The organism is Amorphus sp. MBR-141 (genome assembly GCF_053628695.1).
Genome location: NZ_JBRJGW010000004.1, coordinates 101,759 through 118,623, shown reverse-complemented (window position 1 = coordinate 118,623; position 16,865 = coordinate 101,759). Strand labels below are relative to the sequence as shown.

The window sequence follows — 16,865 nt, the reverse complement described above, 5'->3', positions numbered from 1 at the left end:
GCCGGCGACGGGCGGGCCGCCGGCCGGCGGGTCAGTGGCGGCCGCAGTTGCAGCCGCCCTCGATGTGGAACAGCTTCGCCGCGGTGTTGCCGAGGATGTTCCAGGTGGTCGCCTCGTCGAAGCCGGCCTCGCCGACCACGTCGAGCGGCTTCTCCAGGTCGCCGATCGGGAACGGATAGTCGGAGCCGAGGACGACCTTGTCGGCGCCGGCCACCTCGCAGAGGAAGCGCAGGGCGGCCGGGTCGAACACGACGCTGTCGAAGTAGAGCTTGGCGAAGCCGTCGCGCGGGTTGGCGAACTCGCCGTTGTGGATGTCGTAGTTGCGCATCAGCCGACCGAGCATGTAGGGCAGCGCGCCGCCGCCGTGGGAGAGGATCATCTTCAGCCCCTCGTAGCGCAGCAGGTGGCCGGAGAAGAGCAGCCGGGCCACGGCGATGGAGGTGTCCATGCCCCGCCCGACGCCGTTCATCAGGCCGAAGTCGTGCAGCCGCGGATCGTCGCAGCCGAACATCGGATGCAGGAACAGGGTGGCGCCAAGGTCCGACGCCGTCTGCCAGAACGGGTCGAGGTCAGGATCGTCGAGGGCACCGCTGGTCCCCTTCGGCTGGGTGCCGATCATGGCGCCGTGGAACCCCTGGCCCATCGCCTCCTTCAGCACCTCGGCGGCAAGCCGGCCGTCCTGCAGCGGCACGGTGGCGAGCGGTACCAGCCAGCCCTGCCGCTCGATGCCCTGCAGCATCTGCTCGTTGAGGAAGCGCGACCAGCGCGCCCCTTCCTCGGCCGGCAGCTCGTAGCCGAACATGTCAAGCCAGCCGCCCACCACCTGATGGGTGATCTCGCGACCGTTGGCCCAGCGCATGCGCTCGGTCATGTCGATCAGCTTCGGGCTGACCGGCCGGGTCGGCTTGCCGTTGTTGAAGGCGAGCGAGAACGTCTTGCCGGCCGGCGTCACCGCGACCGAGGGAAACTCGCTGGCGCGCTTGGCGAAGTCGTCATTGAAGCTCTCGGCGACGAGGTGGGCGTGGGTGTCGATGATCATGGTCGGGTCCGTGTTGCGCGTGAAACGTGTCCGGGTCATTCGGGCCTGGTGGCGATCAGTCTGCCGAGGTCCTTGAGCCGCATCGGCAGGCTCATGATGTCCAGCCCGAGCGGTTCGAGGGCGTCGTTGACCGCGCTGGAAATCGCGGCGGGGGCGCCGAGATAGCCGGCCTCGCCCGAGCCTTTCTGGCCGAGCGGGGTGAGCGGCGACGGCGTGCAGTGGTCGATCATCCGGATCTCCGGCACCTCGTGGGCGGACGGGATCAGGTAGTCCATGAAGGTGGCGGCGAGGAGCTGGCCCTCGGGGTTGTACTCGAACCACTCGTAGAGGGCGGCACCAATGCCGTGGGCGACGCCGCCGAAGGTCATGCCGTGGACGATGTCGGGATTGATCTGGGTGCCGCAGTCGTGGCCGACGAAATAGTCGAGGATCGACACCTTGCCGGTCGCCCGGTCGACGTGGACCAGCGGGATGTGGGCCTCGAAGGAGTAGCACGGGTACATCTGGACCCGGCCGTCCTCGGTCGGCATCCTGCCGCCGGTCGGCACCTCCCAGACGAAGGTCTCCTGCAGGCCCGGCTCCATGTCGGCCGGCATCAGGTGATACTTGCGGTGGGCGATCAGCACCACGTCCATCCAACTGAGGGAACGGGACGGATCGTCGGTGACGGCGAAGCTGCCGCTGTCATAGCTGATCCGGTCGGCCGGCAGCTGGAACTGGTGCGCGGCGATCTGCTTCATGCGGCCCAGCATCTTCCGGGCGGCATGGGAGGCGGCGCCGCCCAGCATGATCGCCATGCGGCTGCCGACGGGGCTGTTGGACGGCAGGGCGGACAGCGAGTCCGCGTGCAGCACCCGGATGCGGTCGGGGTCGATGCCGAGCTCCTCGCCGACCACGGTGGAGGCCATCGTTTCGTGGCCCTGGCCGGAGGTCGAGGTCGCCATGATCACCGTGACGGTGCCGGACAGATCCACCTTCAGCTGGACGGACTCCATCCAGGTGGTGGTGTCGTTCTTCGGGTTGAACAGCGGCTCGAAGGCCGAGTTGCCGCCCGACGGCTCCAGGCACGTCGACAGGCCGACGCCGGCGAGCTCGCCCCGGGCGCGGAGCTCGTCGCGCTTGGCGTAGAGCGCCTCCAGCCTGGCGAAGTCGACCAGCTTGTCCATCACCGCGTGGTAGTCGCCGCTGTCGTAGGTCGAGCCGGACGGGATCGTGTAGGGGAACTGGTCGGCGGTGATGAAGTTGGCGCGGCGCAGCGCCAGCCGGTCCATGCCGAGATGGCGCGCCACCCGGTCCATCGCCGTCTCGATGGCGTAGTTGGTCGGCGCCTGGCCGAAGCCGCGGACGGCCTCCTGGCTGGTCTTGTTGGTGGTGACCGAGATCGCCTCGTAGGCGGCGCTGCCGATCCGGTAGGGGCCGACGATCGCGCCGATCGGCTTGCCGAGCTGCAGCGGCGCGCGGCCCGGATAGCAGCCGACGTCGTCGAGGGCGCGGATGCGCAGCGAGCTGACGATGCCTTCCCCGGAGAACGCCACCGCCACGTCGAAGATGCGGTCCGGCCCGTGGGCGTCGCCGCCGGTCATGTTCTCCAGCCGGTCCTCGATGAGGCGCACCGGAAAGCCCAGCCTGCGCGCCAGGTAGCTCGCCACCACCGACTGCTTGATGCCGCGCTTGACGCCGTAGCTGCCGCCCACGTCCACGTCGTAGTGGACCCGCACGGCGTTGCCGGGGAGGCCCAGCGCCCGGGCGATCTGGTCGTGGTATTTCGGCATCTGGATGGATGCCCAGACGTCGAGGATCTCGGTGCCGGGATCCCAGCTGGCGATGACGCCGAAGGTCTCGATCGGCACCGCCGAGTTGCGGTTCCAGCGCACCCGGAACGACAGCTCGTGCTCGGCCGCGGCGAAGTCGCGGTCGACGTCGCCCCACACGAACTGGCGGTGGAACAGCACGTTGGAGCCGTGCTCGGCATGGACCGGCGTCGACGTCGGCTCGAACGCCTCCTCCGGGTCCATCACGAAGGGCAGCGGTTCGTAGTCGACCAGGATCGTCTCGGCGGCGTCCTCGGCGACGAACCGGCTGTCGGCGACAACGACCGCCACCCACTCGCCGACATAGCGCACCACACCAGCCGCCATCGGATAGCGGTGGACGTTGGGCAGGTCGAGGCCGCTCAGGAGTTCGCTGGTCTCGGCGTGCAGCTCGTCGCCGGTGAGGACGTAGTGGACGCCGTCCATCGCGCGGGCCTCGGCACAGTCGATGGAGACGATCCGCGCCGCCGGATGCGGGCTGGTGACGATGCAGGCGTGCTTCATGCCCGGCAGCTCGATGTCGGCGACGAAGCGGCCGCGCCCGGTGACGAAGCGCCGGTCTTCCTTGGTCCGGCGCTTGCGGGAGACGTACTTGAAGCCGGTGGGGGCGTCGGTCACGGTCATCTCAGGCACCTCCGTGCAGGTCGCCGCCGCGACCGGCGGCCAGCCGCACCGCATCGACGATCTGCTGGTAGCCGGTGCAGCGGCACAGATTGCCGCTGATGGCATCGCGGATCTCCGCGTCGGTGGGATCCGGGTTCTCGTCGAGCAGCGCCTGGGCGGCGATCAGCATGCCGGGAGTGCAGTAGCCGCACTGCAGGCCGTGGGCGGTCCAGAACGCCTCCTGCAGCGGGCTCAGGCCGCCGTCGTCGCGGGCCAGCCCCTCCACGGTGCGGATGTCGGCGCCGTCCGCCTGCACCGCGAACATCAGGCACGAGCGCACCGGCGCGCCGTCGAGAATGACCGAGCAGGCGCCGCAGACGCCGTGCTCGCAGCCGACATGGGTGCCGGTCGCCCGCGCCACGTCGCGCAGGAAGTCGACGAGCGTCATGCGGGCCGGCGCGGCGCCCGAAAAGCGCTTGCCGTTCAGCGTGATGGTGATCTGGTGCGCACTCATTGGGTCAGTCCTTTCCGGGCCGCGTCGCGGGCATCGCGCAGGGCGCGTTCGGCGACCGTGCGGGCAAGGCCGCGGCGATAGGCCAGTTCGGCGGCGTCCTCGGTGGCGATCTCGACGAACGGGTCGACATGGCCAACCGCAGCGGCGATGGCCTCATCGTCGGGTACGGCGCCGGTGAGTCCGTCGATGGCCGCGTCGACCCGGAACGGCTTGGCGGCCACGCCGCCCACCGCCAGGGTCACCCGCGCGCAGGTCCCGGCGCCGTCGAGCACCATCTGGGCGGCGGCCGAGGCGACCGCGAAGTCGCTGGCGCGCGCGCTGATCTCGTGGAAGCCGACGCCGAGCGACCCGCCGCCCCGCCAGACCGGGAAGCGCACCGCGACCAGGCATTCGGTGTCCTCGATCGCCGTGGTCATCACGTCCTCGAAGAAGTCCGCCGCCGGGCGCGCCGTTTCGCCCTCCCGACTGACGCAGATCATGGTGGCGCCGAGCGCGGTGGCGACCAGGGCGATCTCAGCGGACGGATCAGCGTTGACGATGGAGCCGCCGACGGTGCCGCGGTTGCGGGTCTGGGTGTGTCCGACGAAGGTCAGCGCCAGGGCGAGCAGCGGCAGGTTGGCCTGGACGTCGGGCGAGCGCTCGGCGTGGCGCTGGCGCGTGCAGGCGCCGATCACCAGGTGGTCCGCCTCAAGCCGGATGCCCTGGAGTTCGGCGACATGGTTGATGTCGACGAGCCGTTCCGGGCGGGCCATGCGCATCACCATCAGCGGGACCAGCGTCTGGCCACCGGCGATGATCTTGGTCTCGATGTCCGGATCGGCGAGGAGATCGCACACCTCGGCGAGGGATCCGGCACGGACATAGTCGAACTCGGCCGCTTTCATCGGATCGATCCGTTCAGGCCCCGGGGTTGCCGTAGCTGGTGGGCGACAGGACCATGCTGTCGAGGGAGGCGACGATCGGGCCGTCGGCCTCGCTCTCGGCCTTGACGCGCTTCCAGTCGGGGTCGGCCTGGAAGGCGTCCCAGGCGGCCTTGCGGGCGGCATCGGACTCGAACCGCACCAGGTAGACGATGCGCTCCTCGTCCTCTTCCGGCACCCAGAAACCGACCAGCGAGATGCCGTGCCGCGCAAACAGCGCCAGCGTGTGGTCCTCGAAGCGGCGGTGCAGCTTGTCGACCGATCCGGGGGTCGCCTTGTAGTTCCTGAGTTCGAAAATCATTCCGGGTCTCCTCGGGTCGGGTCCATGGGCATCCATGCCGTCGTCAAAGCGCGAGCGCCTTGCGGATCACGGCCTTCGCCTCTTCCTTGTCGGCCTCGGTGGTGCCGACGCGCACGTCCGCCATCACCTTCGCGGGCTTGGCGAACACCAGGACGCGGTGCGCGATGGTCAACGCTTCCTCGATGTTGTGGGTGATGAACATCGCGGTGATCCGGCTCGCCTGGACGAGCTCGTTGAAGTCCTCGCGCAGCTGGCCCGCGGTGATCTCGTCGAGGGCGGAGAACGGCTCGTCGCACAAGAGCACGTCGGGGTTCACCGAGAAGGCCCGGGCGATCGCCACCCGCTGCTTCATCCCGCCCGACAGCTGGTGCGGATAGTCGTTCTCGTGGCCGGACAGGTTGAGGCGCTCCAGCCACTTGCGGCCAATCTCGTAGCGCTCGTCCTCGGGCACCTTCTCCAGCTCCAGCCCGAGGCAGACGTTGTCGAGGGCGGTGCGCCACGGCATCAGCCGGTCGTTCTGGAAGATGATCGCCATCCGCCCCTTGAGGGCGTTGAACTGGCGGTAGGAATCGTAGCCGTCGACGTGGACCGACCCGTCGCTCGGGGCGATCAGCCCGGCCACCAGGTTGAACATGGTGGATTTGCCGCAACCGGTCTTGCCGACCACGGCCACCACCTCGCCGGTGGCAACAGTGAACGAGAGGTCGCGCACCGCCCAGAAGGTTTCGGCCCCCTTTGCGGTGCCGCCGAAGCCCTTGGAAACGTGATCGAAAACGATGGCGTCCATGGTCATCGCCCCCTTTCCGACTGCGGCCGGTAGCGCAAGACCCAGTTTTCGATCCGGGCAAGCACCCACTGCATGACGAGGACGAAGACGACCAGCGTGATCGTCCAGGCGATCGCGCCTGCGAGATCGAAGAACTGCTGGCTCTGGAGGAGCTCGTAGCCGACGCCCGAGGTCGCCCCGACCAGCTCCGCCACGACGACGACGCGCGAGGCGTTGCCGAGATTGACCTTCCAGGCCGTCAGGATGCCGGGCACCACCGTCGGCACCACCAGCACCCGCAGATAGTCGAGCCTTGTGGGCCGGAACGAGAGCGTCATCTCCATCAGGTCCTTGGAGATTGCCCGGTAGGCATCGAGAAGCTGGAAGGTGAACGCCGGCAGCGTGGTCGCCACCATGATGAACCAGATGCGGAACTCGGTATGCTTGAACCAGATGATGGCGAACACCACCCAGGAGAGCGCCGGAATGCCCTGCAGCAGGTTGATGATCGGAAAAAGGTAACGGTGCACCGTCTCCGAGTTGCCCATGACGAAGGCCAGGGTACCGCCCAGGACGAACGCGCCAGCCATGCCCGCCAGGATTCGCATGTAGGTCGCGGACGCTTCCCAGATCTGGCCGTCGATGATGATCGCGCCGAGAGCGTCGCCGATCATGTTGACGGGCGGAAACAGGTAGGTGGGGAACGCGTAGGAGGCGAGCTGCCAGAGAATGACCACCGCGAGCAGCGACACGACTGTCTCGGTCTGCCGGCGCAGCTTGTAGAGTATGCCCATCCCTGTGCCTCGCTTGGGACGTCGGGAACCGGCGACGGCAGGCCGCCGCCGCCGGAAAGCCCGGATCGCTCAGTTCGACTGGAAGATGACCGAGGCGTCGGGAATCTTGCCCAGATAGCCGAGGTCGACGCCCGCTTCGAACACCGCGTTGATCTCCGAGGTGAGATCGCCTGCCGGCACCACTTGGAGCGCCAGCCGGCCGTTGTCGCGGATCAGATCGGCGATCACCGACGCATCGCCGCCCTTGATGCCGCCTGCGATGATGTCGGCGGCCTCGTCAGGATTGGCGAGCACCCAGTCGGCGGCGTCCTGGTAGGTCTTGATCAGCGCCGGGATATCCTTGGCGTGCTCCTGGGCCCAGTCGGCGTGCGCCGCGACGCCCAGATAGGGAATGCGGTCGCTGTCGGCGAAGGCCTTCCAGGTCTCCTCGACCTTGAGATCGAGGGCGCGGATCTCGGGCTTCTGCGCCTTCAGCACCGAGTAGGCGGGCTCCCAGAGCTGTACGGCATCGGCGCGGTCGGCCAGCATGTAGCTGATCAAGCCGGGCGTTGCGGTGTTGACCACCTCCAGGTCGTCGGCATCGACGCCCTGCTTCTGCAGCAGCCAGCGGAACATGGCGTAGTTGGTGGTGGCGGTGGCGGCGGCGACCGTCTTGCCCTTCAGATCCTCGAGCGACTTGATGTCGGGATCGTCGGTCACGACGACTCCGAAATAGTCAAAGATGTTGAACAGGTAGACGACGTCCACGCCGCGCAGCTTGGCGTTGGCGACGGACAGCAGCGCGGCGCTGCCGCCGAGCTTGAACTCGCCGGAATTGAACTGGGTGTTGTAGGCGCCGGGCGGGCGCTCGACGAACTCCAGCTCGAGGCCGTTCTTCTCGTCGAATTCGTTCTTCTGGATGATCGGCGGCAGGAACGCGCCGAGCGACGGCGGACCGAACACCACCATCTGCATCTTGGTCGCGGCCGAGGCGGGGGTCGCGGCAACCGCCATCGTCGCGGCGGCGGCAATCAGGGCTGTGCGGGCGCACTGAGCCAGCGATTTCATGGTCGTCCTCCCTTGACGTATGGCAGTCATCCGCTTTTTGCTGCGGGTTAGACCATATCAATTGGACTGATTGGTCGAGATGATCTATATCTTTTCCAATCAATCCGGTCAACCGGGTTCCACTCAGAACACCACGAGGAAACGGCGTGATTGACACAAGGCACGGAAAAACAAAGAAAATCTCTTACGAAGCGCGCCCCGGGCCGGGTGTCGAGAAATTGATCCTTTTACATGCGATTGGTACAGACCGGTCGCTCTGGGACGACGTTGCCGCCGACTGGGCCGGCCTCGGCACCCTGGTGCTGTGCGACCTCCCCGGCCACGGGTCCGCCCCCGACCCCTCCGGCGCGCCGACGATGTTCGAGCTTGCCGACAGCGTCGTGGAGATGATGGACGCGGAAGGGATCGACGCCGCCCACGTGGTCGGCATCTCGCTCGGCGGGATGATCGGGCTCGCCCTGGCGGTGCGCCATCCCGGCCGGGTTGCCAGCCTGGTCGCCGCCGACGCCCGGGTCGACGCGCCGGAGGACTATCGCCGCATGTGGGACGGGCTGATCGCGACCGCCGAGGACGAGGGCATGGGCCCGATCGCGGCGTTCATGGGAGCGCGCTGGTTCGGGACCGATCCGGCTGCCCACCCGCCCGGCGCCGGCCGGGTCATCGCCAGCCTGACCGCCACCCGCCCCGCCGGCTTCGTCGCCGCCGCCCGCGCCATCCAGGGGCTGGACTTCGAGGCCGCGCTCGCCACGATCTCCTGCCCGACGCTGCTTGCGGTCGGCGCGAACGACGGGGCGCTGCCGGCAAAGATGAAGCAGCTCAGCACCCTTGTGCCCGGGTGCGGCTTCGTCGAGATTGCCGGCGCAGGCCACCTGCCCGCCATCGACAATCCCGCGGCGTTCGGGCATGCGGTGGCCTCGTTCATCGCGCGCCCGCGATGAGCCCCCCGCACGCCATCCCCGGACGTGAGCGCACATGAGCACCGACGCGACCTCGGGCGACATCCTCGGCTGGCTTCCGCGCTCGTTTCCGGCGGGCGTGCCGCAGTATCTCGCGATCGTCGATTCCATCGAGGAGGGCCTGCGCACCGGCCGCCTGCGCCCCGGCGTCCGGCTGCCGCCGCGCCGGGCGCTTGCCAAGGAGATCGGCGTCAGCCTCGGCACCATCACCCGGGCCTACGAGGAGGCCCAGAACCGGGGCCTCGTCGACGCCCAGGTCGGCCGGGGCACCTATCTGAATGCCGTGCAGTCGCCGGCCAGCAACACGATCCGCGGCCAGTCGGTCGACCTCAGCCTGAACGTCTCCCCGCCGGTCGGCGAGGACCGGGTCATCCGCCGCTATCTGCGCCAGCTTGCCGATGCGTCGAACATCGCGGAGATGGCGAGCTACCTGCCGCACTTCGGCATGGAGCGGCACCGCGCCGACCTGTCCGCCTGGCTTGCCGCCAACGGCGTCGCGCTGCCGCCGGCGATGCTGGCGCTGTGCTGCGGCGCCCAGCACGGCATCTGGATCGCCGCCAAGGCCGCCGCGGTCCGCGACACCCCGATCATCACCGAGGCCGCCACCTATTCCGGATTCCGCTCGCTCGCCGCGCTGGAAGGCTACACGCTCGCCGGCGCCGGCCTGGACGAGCACGGCGTGCGCCCCGACGAGGTGGAGCGCCTGGTCCGGGACACCGGCGCGCGGCTGCTCTATCTGACCCCGACGCTGCAGAGCCCGACGACCAGCGTGATGTCGGTGGAGCGGCGCGAGGAGATCGTCGCCATCGCCCGCGCCCATGACCTGACCATCATCGAGGACGACGCCTACGGGATGCTGCTGCCGGACGCGCCGCCGCCGCTCGCCACCCTGGCGCCGGAGCGGGTGTTCTACGTGACGGGCCTGTCGAAATATCTGTCGCCGATGATGCGGCTGGGGCTGCTGCATGTGCCGGCCCGCTTCCGCGACGTGGCGGCGACGGCGCTCAGGACCACCACCTGGATGGCCCCGCCGCTGCACGCGGAACTGGTGTCGCGGATGATCCGCGACGGCGCGCTGGACGAGATCGTCGCCGCGAAGCGCGCCGAGGCGGCCGCCCGGCTCACCGAGGCGCGGCACATCCTGCAGCTCGACGCCGCCGGCGGGCCCGCCGTGAGCTATCACCTGTGGATGCCGGCCAGCGACCGCCAGTCGGCCGCGTCGCTGGCCGCCGATGCGTCGGCGCGCGGCATCGTGCTGGCCCACCCGGATGCGCTCGAAGTGAGCGCGAACGCGCCGCCGGGCCTGCGGCTCTGCCTGGGCGGGCCGGCGACCCGCGAGATCCTCTACAATGCCGTCTCGATCGTTGGGCATCTGCGCGACGCCGGCAGCACGCGCTTCGTCGTCTGAGCGGCACCGGCGGCGCCCGCCTGGTCGACGGGGCTCCTCCCGGGTCGGTCGGAGGCGGCGCCTTCCCGCCCCGCACCTCAGACGAAATCGGCGATCACCGCCAGGAAGGCGGCGCCGTGGCGCTCGAGCTTGGCTTCGCCGATGCCGGGCACGTTGGCCATCTCGGCGCGCGACGCGGGCCGGGCCGCGGCCAGCTCGATCAGCGTCTTGTCGTGGAAGATGACGTAGGGCGGAATGTTGTGCTCGCGGGCGATCTCCAGCCGCTTCTGCCTGAGCGCCTGGAACAGCGCGCGGTCGGCCTCGGGCATGGAGGATTGCGCCGCGCTGCGCGCCGCCTTGCCCTGGCGGGCGCGGGGCGCCGTGGGCTCGCGCAGCATGAGCGTCGGCTTGTCGCGCAGGAAGTCGCGGCCGGCGGGGGCGATCGACAGGCCGCCGTGGCCGGCGAGGTCGACCTCGACGAAGCGGAGCGCGATCAGCTGGCGCAGGATCGCCCGCCAGGCGCGGCTGTCGTGCTCGGTGCCGATGCCGAAGGTGGAGATCTTGTCGTGGCCGAACTGGGTCATGCGGTCGTTCGCGACGCCCAGCAGCACATCGACGACGTGGGCCTGCCCGAAGCGCTCGCCGGTGCGGTAGATGCAGGACAGCGCCTTCTGGGCGGCGATCGTGCCATCGAACAGCGTCGGCGGCACGGCGCAGGTGTCGCAGTTGCCGCAGGGCTCGCAGCGGTCGCCGAAATACGAGAGCAGCACCTGGCGGCGGCAGCTCGCGGTCTCGGCCAGCCCGAGCAGCGCGTCGAGCTTCTGGCGTTCGGTCCGCTTGCGCTGGTCGGGGGCGTCGGTCTCCTCGATGAAGCGGCTGCGCAGCGCGAAGTCCTGGTAGCCGTAGAGCATCAGCGTGTCGGACGGCAGGCCGTCGCGGCCGGCGCGGCCGGTCTCCTGATAGTAGGCCTCGATGCTGCCCGGCAGGTCGAGATGGACGACGAAGCGCACGTCCGGCTTGTCGATGCCCATGCCGAAGGCGATGGTGGCGACCATGATGACCGCCTCGCCGTGCTGGAAGCGCATCTGGTTGGCGGCGCGCGCCGCCTTCTCCATGCCGGCGTGATAGGCGAGCGCGTCGTGGCCCTGCTCGCGCAGCCACGCGGCGGTTTCCTCCGTCTTGCGCTTCGACAGGCAGTAGACGATGCCGCTCTCGCCCGGGTGGCGCGTCAGGAAATCCTTCAGCTGGGCGCGCGGATTGTCCCTTTCCTCGATGGCGTAGCGGATGTTGGGCCGGTCGAAGCCGGCGACGAAGGCGTCGGCGTCGGCGATGGCGAGATGGGCGAGGATTTCCGCCCGGGTCGGCTCGTCGGCGGTGGCCGTCAGCGCGACGCGCGGCGTGTCCGGGAAGCGGGCGACGAGGGTGTCGAGCTGGCGGTAGGAGGGGCGGAAGTCGTGCCCCCACTGGGACAGGCAGTGGGCCTCGTCGATGGCGATCAGCGACAGCGTCGCCTGGCCCAGCCGGTCCAGCACGTCGGCGCGCAGCAAGGTTTCGGGCGCGACGTAGAGCAGATCCAGGCGGCCGCCGCGGATGTCGTCCCACAGCGCCTGGCGCGCGTCGGGCGGCAGGTCGGAGTTGAGGGCGGCGGCGCGCACGCCGGCCTGCCGGAGCGCCGTCACCTGGTCGGCCATCAGCGCCAGCAGCGGCGACACGACGAGGCCCATGCCGGGCCTGACGATGGCGGGGATCTGGTAGCAGAGCGACTTGCCGCCGCCGGTCGGCATCAGCACCAGGGCGTTGCGGCCGGCGATCAGGTGGTCGACGATCTCCGCCTGCGGCCCCCGGAAGGCATCGTATCCGTAGACGCTCTTGAGGATGTCGAGGGCGGCGGTCATCGGTCTCGGCTTGGGTGAATCACGGGAGGCCCCCTTATAGCGGTCCCGCCGCCAAATCACGACAGGGAGCGCAAGCGGTGCCTCGCCCACCCCGCGCGGCGGGTTTGCGTCCGTCGGCACAAGCGTGTTGTACGCCCTCCGTTACACCATCGCCGAAAGGCGGTGAGCCGCCCCGCCCTACAGATACGGCTTCTGAAGTCGACCCTCGCGAACCACCGTCTCCCCGTCGACCTCGATGGTGCAGTGGCGCATCGGAAAGTCGAAATGGCAGGGCGTGAAGCGGTTCGCGAACTCGTTCGCGCCCGTCGAGATCAGGAAGTTTCCCTCCACCGCCCTGAGCTCGGTGCCGTTGATCTCGTTCTTGTCGTACATCATCAGCGCATCCCAGCTGGCGCCCGGATTGAGCCCCCACCCCACGTGGGCGATCGTGTAGGCGACGGGGTCGTTCCAGGCCGCCAGATAGGAGCGCAGCGTGACAGCATCGAGCCCGTCTCCGCCGATCTCAACCACGCGGTCGCCCTCGATCTCCAGCGTGACCGGGCTCTCGATGTAGCGCTTGAAGGTCAGATTGACGTCGCCGACGTCGAGGACGACGCGTCCGTTCACCGTCTCCGGCAGGGGAAAGCACAGGGCGAGCCCGGCAGGCCAGTACGCGATGGGGGCGTCGGGTGTCAGAAAGCCGGCGCCGCCGCGGCCCGGAGCCCCAGCGATGTCGACGGTGAGGTCCGTGCCGGCGGCGGACGTCACCCGCATCGTCCTGGCGCGCGACAGGAGCCTGAGCGAGCGAGCGACCCGATCGGCAAGTCCGGGATTTGGCCGGCAGCGCTCCAACACCTCGGGATGCTCGTTGGAGATCATGAAGATCTGGCCGCCGGCATTCAGGATTTCCATCCTGACGGGACTGTGCAGCAGCCCCTCGACGGTCACATCGATGATCAGTGAACACCCTGCGATCGCCCGCAAAAACGGGGCATAGTCGTCATAGGCGGCCGTCGTGCCGGTGGAACGGATCGGTTGCACGGTGTCGACGGGCGCACTCGGGACCTTCACCGTCACCGGACGAGCCCCGCACAGACCGGCACCTAGCTCCGCCAATTCGACCAGAAGCGGATTCGACCGGCTCTCCGCCACGATGGCGACGGTCCGACCTTCGCCCACTCCGGAGAGGCGCAGAGCCTCCTCGAACATGCGGACCCATTTCAGGTCCAGTCGGGCTTGCAGCGGCATGTCACGGGTCCTTGTCGATCTTTCGGGATCAGGCGGGCAAGCTCTTGCCACCGTCCACCAGAATGCATTGGCCGGTCACGAAGCTGGCGCGCGGAGACACCAGGAAGGCGACCGCCCACGCGACGTCCTCGGGCTGTCCGGCCCGGCCGAGCGGCTGCTTGGCCGCGAACGCGGCAAACTGCTCGTCGTCAAGCGCCGAGCGCGACAAAGGCGTGTCGATGAAGCCCGGCAGCACGGCATTGACGGTGATCCCCCGGGAGAGCAGCTCGACTGCGAGGCTGCGGGTGAGCGCGTTGACCCCCGCCTTGGTGGCACCGTAGTGGGCGATCCCCGTGCCGCCCAGCGCGGCCCTGGACGAGATCGTGACGATCCGCCCCCCCGCTTCCATCCGCTGAACGGCCGACTGGCAGCAGGTCAGGACGCCGAGCAGGTTGACGTTCAGGAGACGCTGAAACTCGGCCTGCGTGATCTGTTCGAACGGCATCTGGGACATGGTGCCCGCGCTGTTCACCAGAACCGCGCATCGCCCGATCCGATCGAACGCCGCATGCACCGACGCTTCGTCGCTGACGTCGCAGGCGATCCACTCCGCCTGCCCGCCGGCTGCGGCGATCTCGTTGCGCACCTCCGCTGCCGCCCCTTCATTTCGGTTCATGAGCACCACCGAATAGCCCTGCCCGGCCAACTCGAGCGCGACGGCGCGGCCGATACCGGTGGCACCGCCGGTGACCACCGCCGTAGCCGGTCCGCCGCGCACGCTGGAAGAGCTGCCGTTCATGATCGCCCCTCGCTCTCAGCGGCGGCGCTCTCGCCTTCGACAAGCATTTGCCGCAGGTGGGCGAGAAAGGCATCAGCCGCGGGCGACGGCGTCGAACCAGCGCGGCGCAATACCACGACGTCCCAGGGGATCCGGATGCCGGGAACGGACAGGATCATCAGTTCGTTCATCTCCACCTCACGCTGCACGAGATAGGGCGGGACGAGGCTGACATAGGTGCCGCTGCGCAACAGCGCCTTGATACAGCCGCCCGAATTGGTCTCGACCCTGGCCTGCGGCAATTCCAGGCCGAGCCCGTCGAAGGCCGTCTTGACGATCGACCACAAGGTGCCGTCCCGGGGCGGCAGGACCCAGGGGTACGAGATCAGGTCGGCCGGTTGCACCGTCCGCGCCCGGGCAAGCGGATGGTCGCGGCGGACCACGAACCGGAACTGGTCGCCAAAGAGCAGCTCCGACGTGAGCTCGTCGGAGAGCGAGAACGACGGGTTGGTTGTGACGGCAAAATCGAGCCGTCCGCTTTCAACGCCTTCCGTCAGCTTGTCGAACAGCCCCTCCAGGACCGACGCCACCAGCTGGGGCCGTTCATTGAGGAAGCTCGCGAGCGCCTCTGAGACGAGCGAGCTGGCAAGAGCCGGCCCGACCCCGAACCTCACCTCGCCGGTGGCGAGCGTGCGCAGCCCCAAGATCTCGCTGCGCGCGCGCTCCAGCTCGTTGGAGATGACTTCGGCCCGCCTGGCGAGCGCGTCGGCGTAGGCCGTCGGCTCAACGCCGGTGGCGGTTCTGCAGAACAGCGGAACCTTCAGCTCGTCCTCGAGCCGGCGGATCGAGTTGCTGATTGCCGGTTGCGAAACGCCCATCTGCCGACTGGCCCGGCCGATGCCGCGCCGCCGATAGACGGCCAGAAACTGAAGGAGCGTTTCAGAATTCACCGGTCATAACTCAATGTTATGTAGTTTGGCTCTAGTACCCACTTGTTATGATGAGCGCTTCTCCCGCATTGTCAATTGATGGCAAGGCAAACCATTCGAATTCCTGGGTGTCCCGAGCTTGCGTGCGATGTTGCCGGCGACGGCCCCGACGTCGTGTTCGTGCACGGGATCGGCGGCAACCGCTCCAACTGGTCCGCCCAGCTCGACAGCCTGTCGGAGACGAGGCGGACGATCGCCATCGACCTGCGCGGCTACGGCGACAGCGACGACGCGTCCGGTCCGCTGGACTTCTTCGACTTCGTCAGCGACATCGCGCGGACAATGGACTTTCTCGGAGCGAAGACCGCTCACATGGTCGGCCTGTCCATGGGCGCCCTCGTGGTCCAGGCCTTCTATGCGCGCTTCCCGCAGCGCGTCTCGAGCCTGACGCTCGCGGCCTGCCGCCCGGGGGACCGCCCGGTCTTCGACGATCCCCGACGGTTCGCGGCGGAGCGGATCGCTCCGTCCAGCGGCGACAATGCTGCGATCAAGGTCGACGAGATGCTGCCGCGGCTGCTCGGCCCCGCCCCCTCCGACACGGCAAGGGCGGCCATCCGCGCGAGCCTCGAGGCCTTGCACCCGGCGGCCTATCGAAAGACCATGGCCGCCCGGCTTTCTATCGAGCCCTTTCTCGACATGGCGACGATCGACGTCCCGACCCTGGTTGTCGCGGCGAGCCATGACACCGTCGCGCCCTGCGCCCAGATGCAGGCCATCGCAGCCCAGATCCCTCATGCCCGATACGAGGTGATCGACGATGCCGGCCATCTTCTGAACATCGAAAAGCCGAGCGAGTTCAACGCCATCCTGGCGTCATTCCTCCAGACGGAGGCCACCCTGTCGCGCTCGGCCTGACGCTTGCGGTTCACCGCCCGGAAAAGGGCGGATCAACAGAGGGGACTCGACGATGAAACGGATACTTGCTGGCGTTGCCGGTCTTGCCATCGGCCTCTCCGCGGCCCACGCGGAAGAAAAGACGATTGCGATCGCGAACTTCGGCGACCACCCGGCGCTGCAGCTCGTCATCGATGGCCTGAAGGAATCGATGGCCGAACGCGGCTTCGACGAAGTCACGTTCACCTACGACCAGGTCAACTGGGAACGCAACCTCATCCCGCAGATGCTCGCGAAGATCGCCGCCGACAACCCCGATGTCGTCGTCACGATCACGACGCCGGTAACCCAGACCGCCGTGCGCGCGCTTCAGGACCCGAAGATCCCCGTGGTCTTCGCCGCGGTCCAGGATCCGGTCACCGCCGGCGTGGTTCCCTCATGGGATTCCGCCGGCGAGAACATGACCGGCGCGGCGAACCTCGTCGACATGGACGGCACCCTCGCCTTCATCAAGGAGCTCATGCCCGAGCTCACCCGGCTCGGCGTCCCCTACAATCCCGGCGACGACGCCGACAACGCGCTGCGCGAGCGCCTTGTGAAGTACGCCCCGAACCACGGTGTGGAACTGGAGCTCGTGGGCGTGGACAACGTCAACGACCTGCCGCAGCGCATCCAGTCCCTGAACGGCAAGGTCGACGCGGTCTACGTGTTCCCGTCCAACCTGTTCCAGCCGGCAACGGCGCAGATCGCCGCCATCACCGACCGGATGGGCGTGCCTGCCTTCAACGGCCTCCCGGCTCCGGTGGAGAAGGGCGAGATGCTCGCCTCCTACTCCGTCGACTGGCCCAAGATCGGGGCGAGTGCGGCCGGGATCATCGAGCAGATCTTCAACGGCGCCAGCGTCTCCGACATCCCGCCGACCGTGCCGACGCCGGAAGATCACAGCGTGGTCATCAGCAAGCAGCAGGCCGACCGCTGGGGCATTACCGTGCCGGAAGCCTACGCTGACGATGTCCGGTGACCCC

At 68.5% G+C, this 16,865-nt stretch carries 16 protein-coding genes; 4 read left to right on the top strand and 12 right to left on the bottom strand.

Features of this window, described 5'->3' with window-relative positions; all coding sequences use genetic code 11:
• Positions 1–31 precede the first annotated feature (31 nt).
• The 8 genes from ACSSVZ_RS07125 to ACSSVZ_RS07090 all read right to left on the bottom strand — a co-directional run bounded on the left by ACSSVZ_RS07125 (position 32) and on the right by ACSSVZ_RS07090 (position 7,795).
• Positions 32–1,078: an amidohydrolase family protein gene (locus tag ACSSVZ_RS07125; RefSeq protein ID WP_453969096.1), complete on the bottom strand. Its 1,047-nt coding sequence runs from the start codon at positions 1,076–1,078 to the stop codon at positions 32–34.
• Complete coding sequence (locus tag ACSSVZ_RS07120) at positions 1,075–3,474, bottom strand: xanthine dehydrogenase family protein molybdopterin-binding subunit (RefSeq protein WP_453969095.1); 2,400 nt, start codon at positions 3,472–3,474, stop codon at positions 1,075–1,077. The genes ACSSVZ_RS07125 and ACSSVZ_RS07120 overlap by 4 nt, the downstream gene beginning before the upstream one ends.
• Position 3,475: 1 nt before the next feature.
• Positions 3,476–3,967 (bottom strand): (2Fe-2S)-binding protein, encoded by a 492-nt coding sequence (locus ACSSVZ_RS07115; RefSeq protein ID WP_453969094.1) that lies wholly within the window; start codon positions 3,965–3,967, stop codon positions 3,476–3,478.
• Positions 3,964–4,851 carry an FAD binding domain-containing protein gene (locus ACSSVZ_RS07110; protein WP_453969093.1) on the bottom strand — a complete coding sequence of 296 codons (888 nt, stop codon included), beginning with the start codon at positions 4,849–4,851 and terminating at the stop codon, positions 3,964–3,966. Before ACSSVZ_RS07110 ends, ACSSVZ_RS07115 begins: the two co-directional genes overlap by 4 nt.
• A 13-nt stretch (positions 4,852–4,864) precedes the next feature.
• The gene (locus tag ACSSVZ_RS07105) at positions 4,865–5,188 is read right to left on the bottom strand and encodes an NIPSNAP family protein (RefSeq protein WP_453969092.1); all 324 of its coding nucleotides are present in this window, start codon (positions 5,186–5,188) and stop codon (positions 4,865–4,867) included.
• Positions 5,189–5,231: 43 nt separating this feature from the next.
• Positions 5,232–5,975, bottom strand: a complete 744-nt coding sequence (locus ACSSVZ_RS07100; protein ID WP_453969091.1) for an ABC transporter ATP-binding protein — start codon at positions 5,973–5,975, stop codon at positions 5,232–5,234.
• A 2-nt stretch (positions 5,976–5,977) separates the two neighbouring features.
• Entirely contained in the window at positions 5,978–6,748 is a 771-nt protein-coding gene (locus ACSSVZ_RS07095) for an ABC transporter permease (protein ID WP_453969090.1), read from the bottom strand.
• A 69-nt stretch (positions 6,749–6,817) separates the two neighbouring features.
• Positions 6,818–7,795, bottom strand: a complete 978-nt coding sequence (locus tag ACSSVZ_RS07090; protein WP_453969088.1) for an ABC transporter substrate-binding protein — start codon at positions 7,793–7,795, stop codon at positions 6,818–6,820.
• A gap of 218 nt (positions 7,796–8,013) precedes the next feature.
• Between ACSSVZ_RS07090 and ACSSVZ_RS07085 the strand changes: the two genes are divergently transcribed.
• Both ACSSVZ_RS07085 and ACSSVZ_RS07080 read left to right on the top strand, forming a co-directional pair.
• Positions 8,014–8,733, top strand: coding sequence for an alpha/beta fold hydrolase (locus ACSSVZ_RS07085; RefSeq protein ID WP_453969086.1), 720 nt, complete (start codon positions 8,014–8,016; stop codon positions 8,731–8,733).
• Positions 8,734–8,767: 34 nt separating this feature from the next.
• The gene (locus tag ACSSVZ_RS07080) at positions 8,768–10,159 is read left to right on the top strand and encodes an aminotransferase-like domain-containing protein (protein ID WP_453969085.1); all 1,392 of its coding nucleotides are present in this window, start codon (positions 8,768–8,770) and stop codon (positions 10,157–10,159) included.
• A gap of 77 nt (positions 10,160–10,236) precedes the next feature.
• On the opposite strand, the gene recQ is transcribed toward ACSSVZ_RS07080, so the two are convergent.
• The 4 genes from recQ to ACSSVZ_RS07060 all read right to left on the bottom strand — a co-directional run bounded on the left by recQ (position 10,237) and on the right by ACSSVZ_RS07060 (position 14,967).
• Positions 10,237–12,033: a DNA helicase RecQ gene (recQ, locus tag ACSSVZ_RS07075; protein WP_453969084.1), complete on the bottom strand. Its 1,797-nt coding sequence runs from the start codon at positions 12,031–12,033 to the stop codon at positions 10,237–10,239.
• 177 nt (positions 12,034–12,210) lie between these two features.
• Complete coding sequence (locus ACSSVZ_RS07070) at positions 12,211–13,260, bottom strand: peptidase M29 (protein WP_453969083.1); 1,050 nt, start codon at positions 13,258–13,260, stop codon at positions 12,211–12,213.
• A gap of 28 nt (positions 13,261–13,288) precedes the next feature.
• Positions 13,289–13,993, bottom strand: a complete 705-nt coding sequence (locus ACSSVZ_RS07065; RefSeq protein WP_453969082.1) for an SDR family NAD(P)-dependent oxidoreductase — start codon at positions 13,991–13,993, stop codon at positions 13,289–13,291.
• Between the two features lie 41 nt (positions 13,994–14,034).
• Entirely contained in the window at positions 14,035–14,967 is a 933-nt protein-coding gene (locus tag ACSSVZ_RS07060) for a LysR family transcriptional regulator (protein WP_453969081.1), read from the bottom strand.
• A 153-nt stretch (positions 14,968–15,120) separates the two neighbouring features.
• Between ACSSVZ_RS07060 and ACSSVZ_RS07055 the strand changes: the two genes are divergently transcribed.
• Together ACSSVZ_RS07055 and ACSSVZ_RS07050 are read left to right on the top strand one after the other, a co-directional pair.
• Entirely contained in the window at positions 15,121–15,861 is a 741-nt protein-coding gene (locus ACSSVZ_RS07055; protein WP_453969080.1) for an alpha/beta fold hydrolase, read from the top strand.
• 52 nt (positions 15,862–15,913) lie between these two features.
• Positions 15,914–16,861, top strand: a complete 948-nt coding sequence (locus ACSSVZ_RS07050; protein ID WP_453969079.1) for an ABC transporter substrate-binding protein — start codon at positions 15,914–15,916, stop codon at positions 16,859–16,861.
• Positions 16,862–16,865 lie beyond the last annotated feature (4 nt).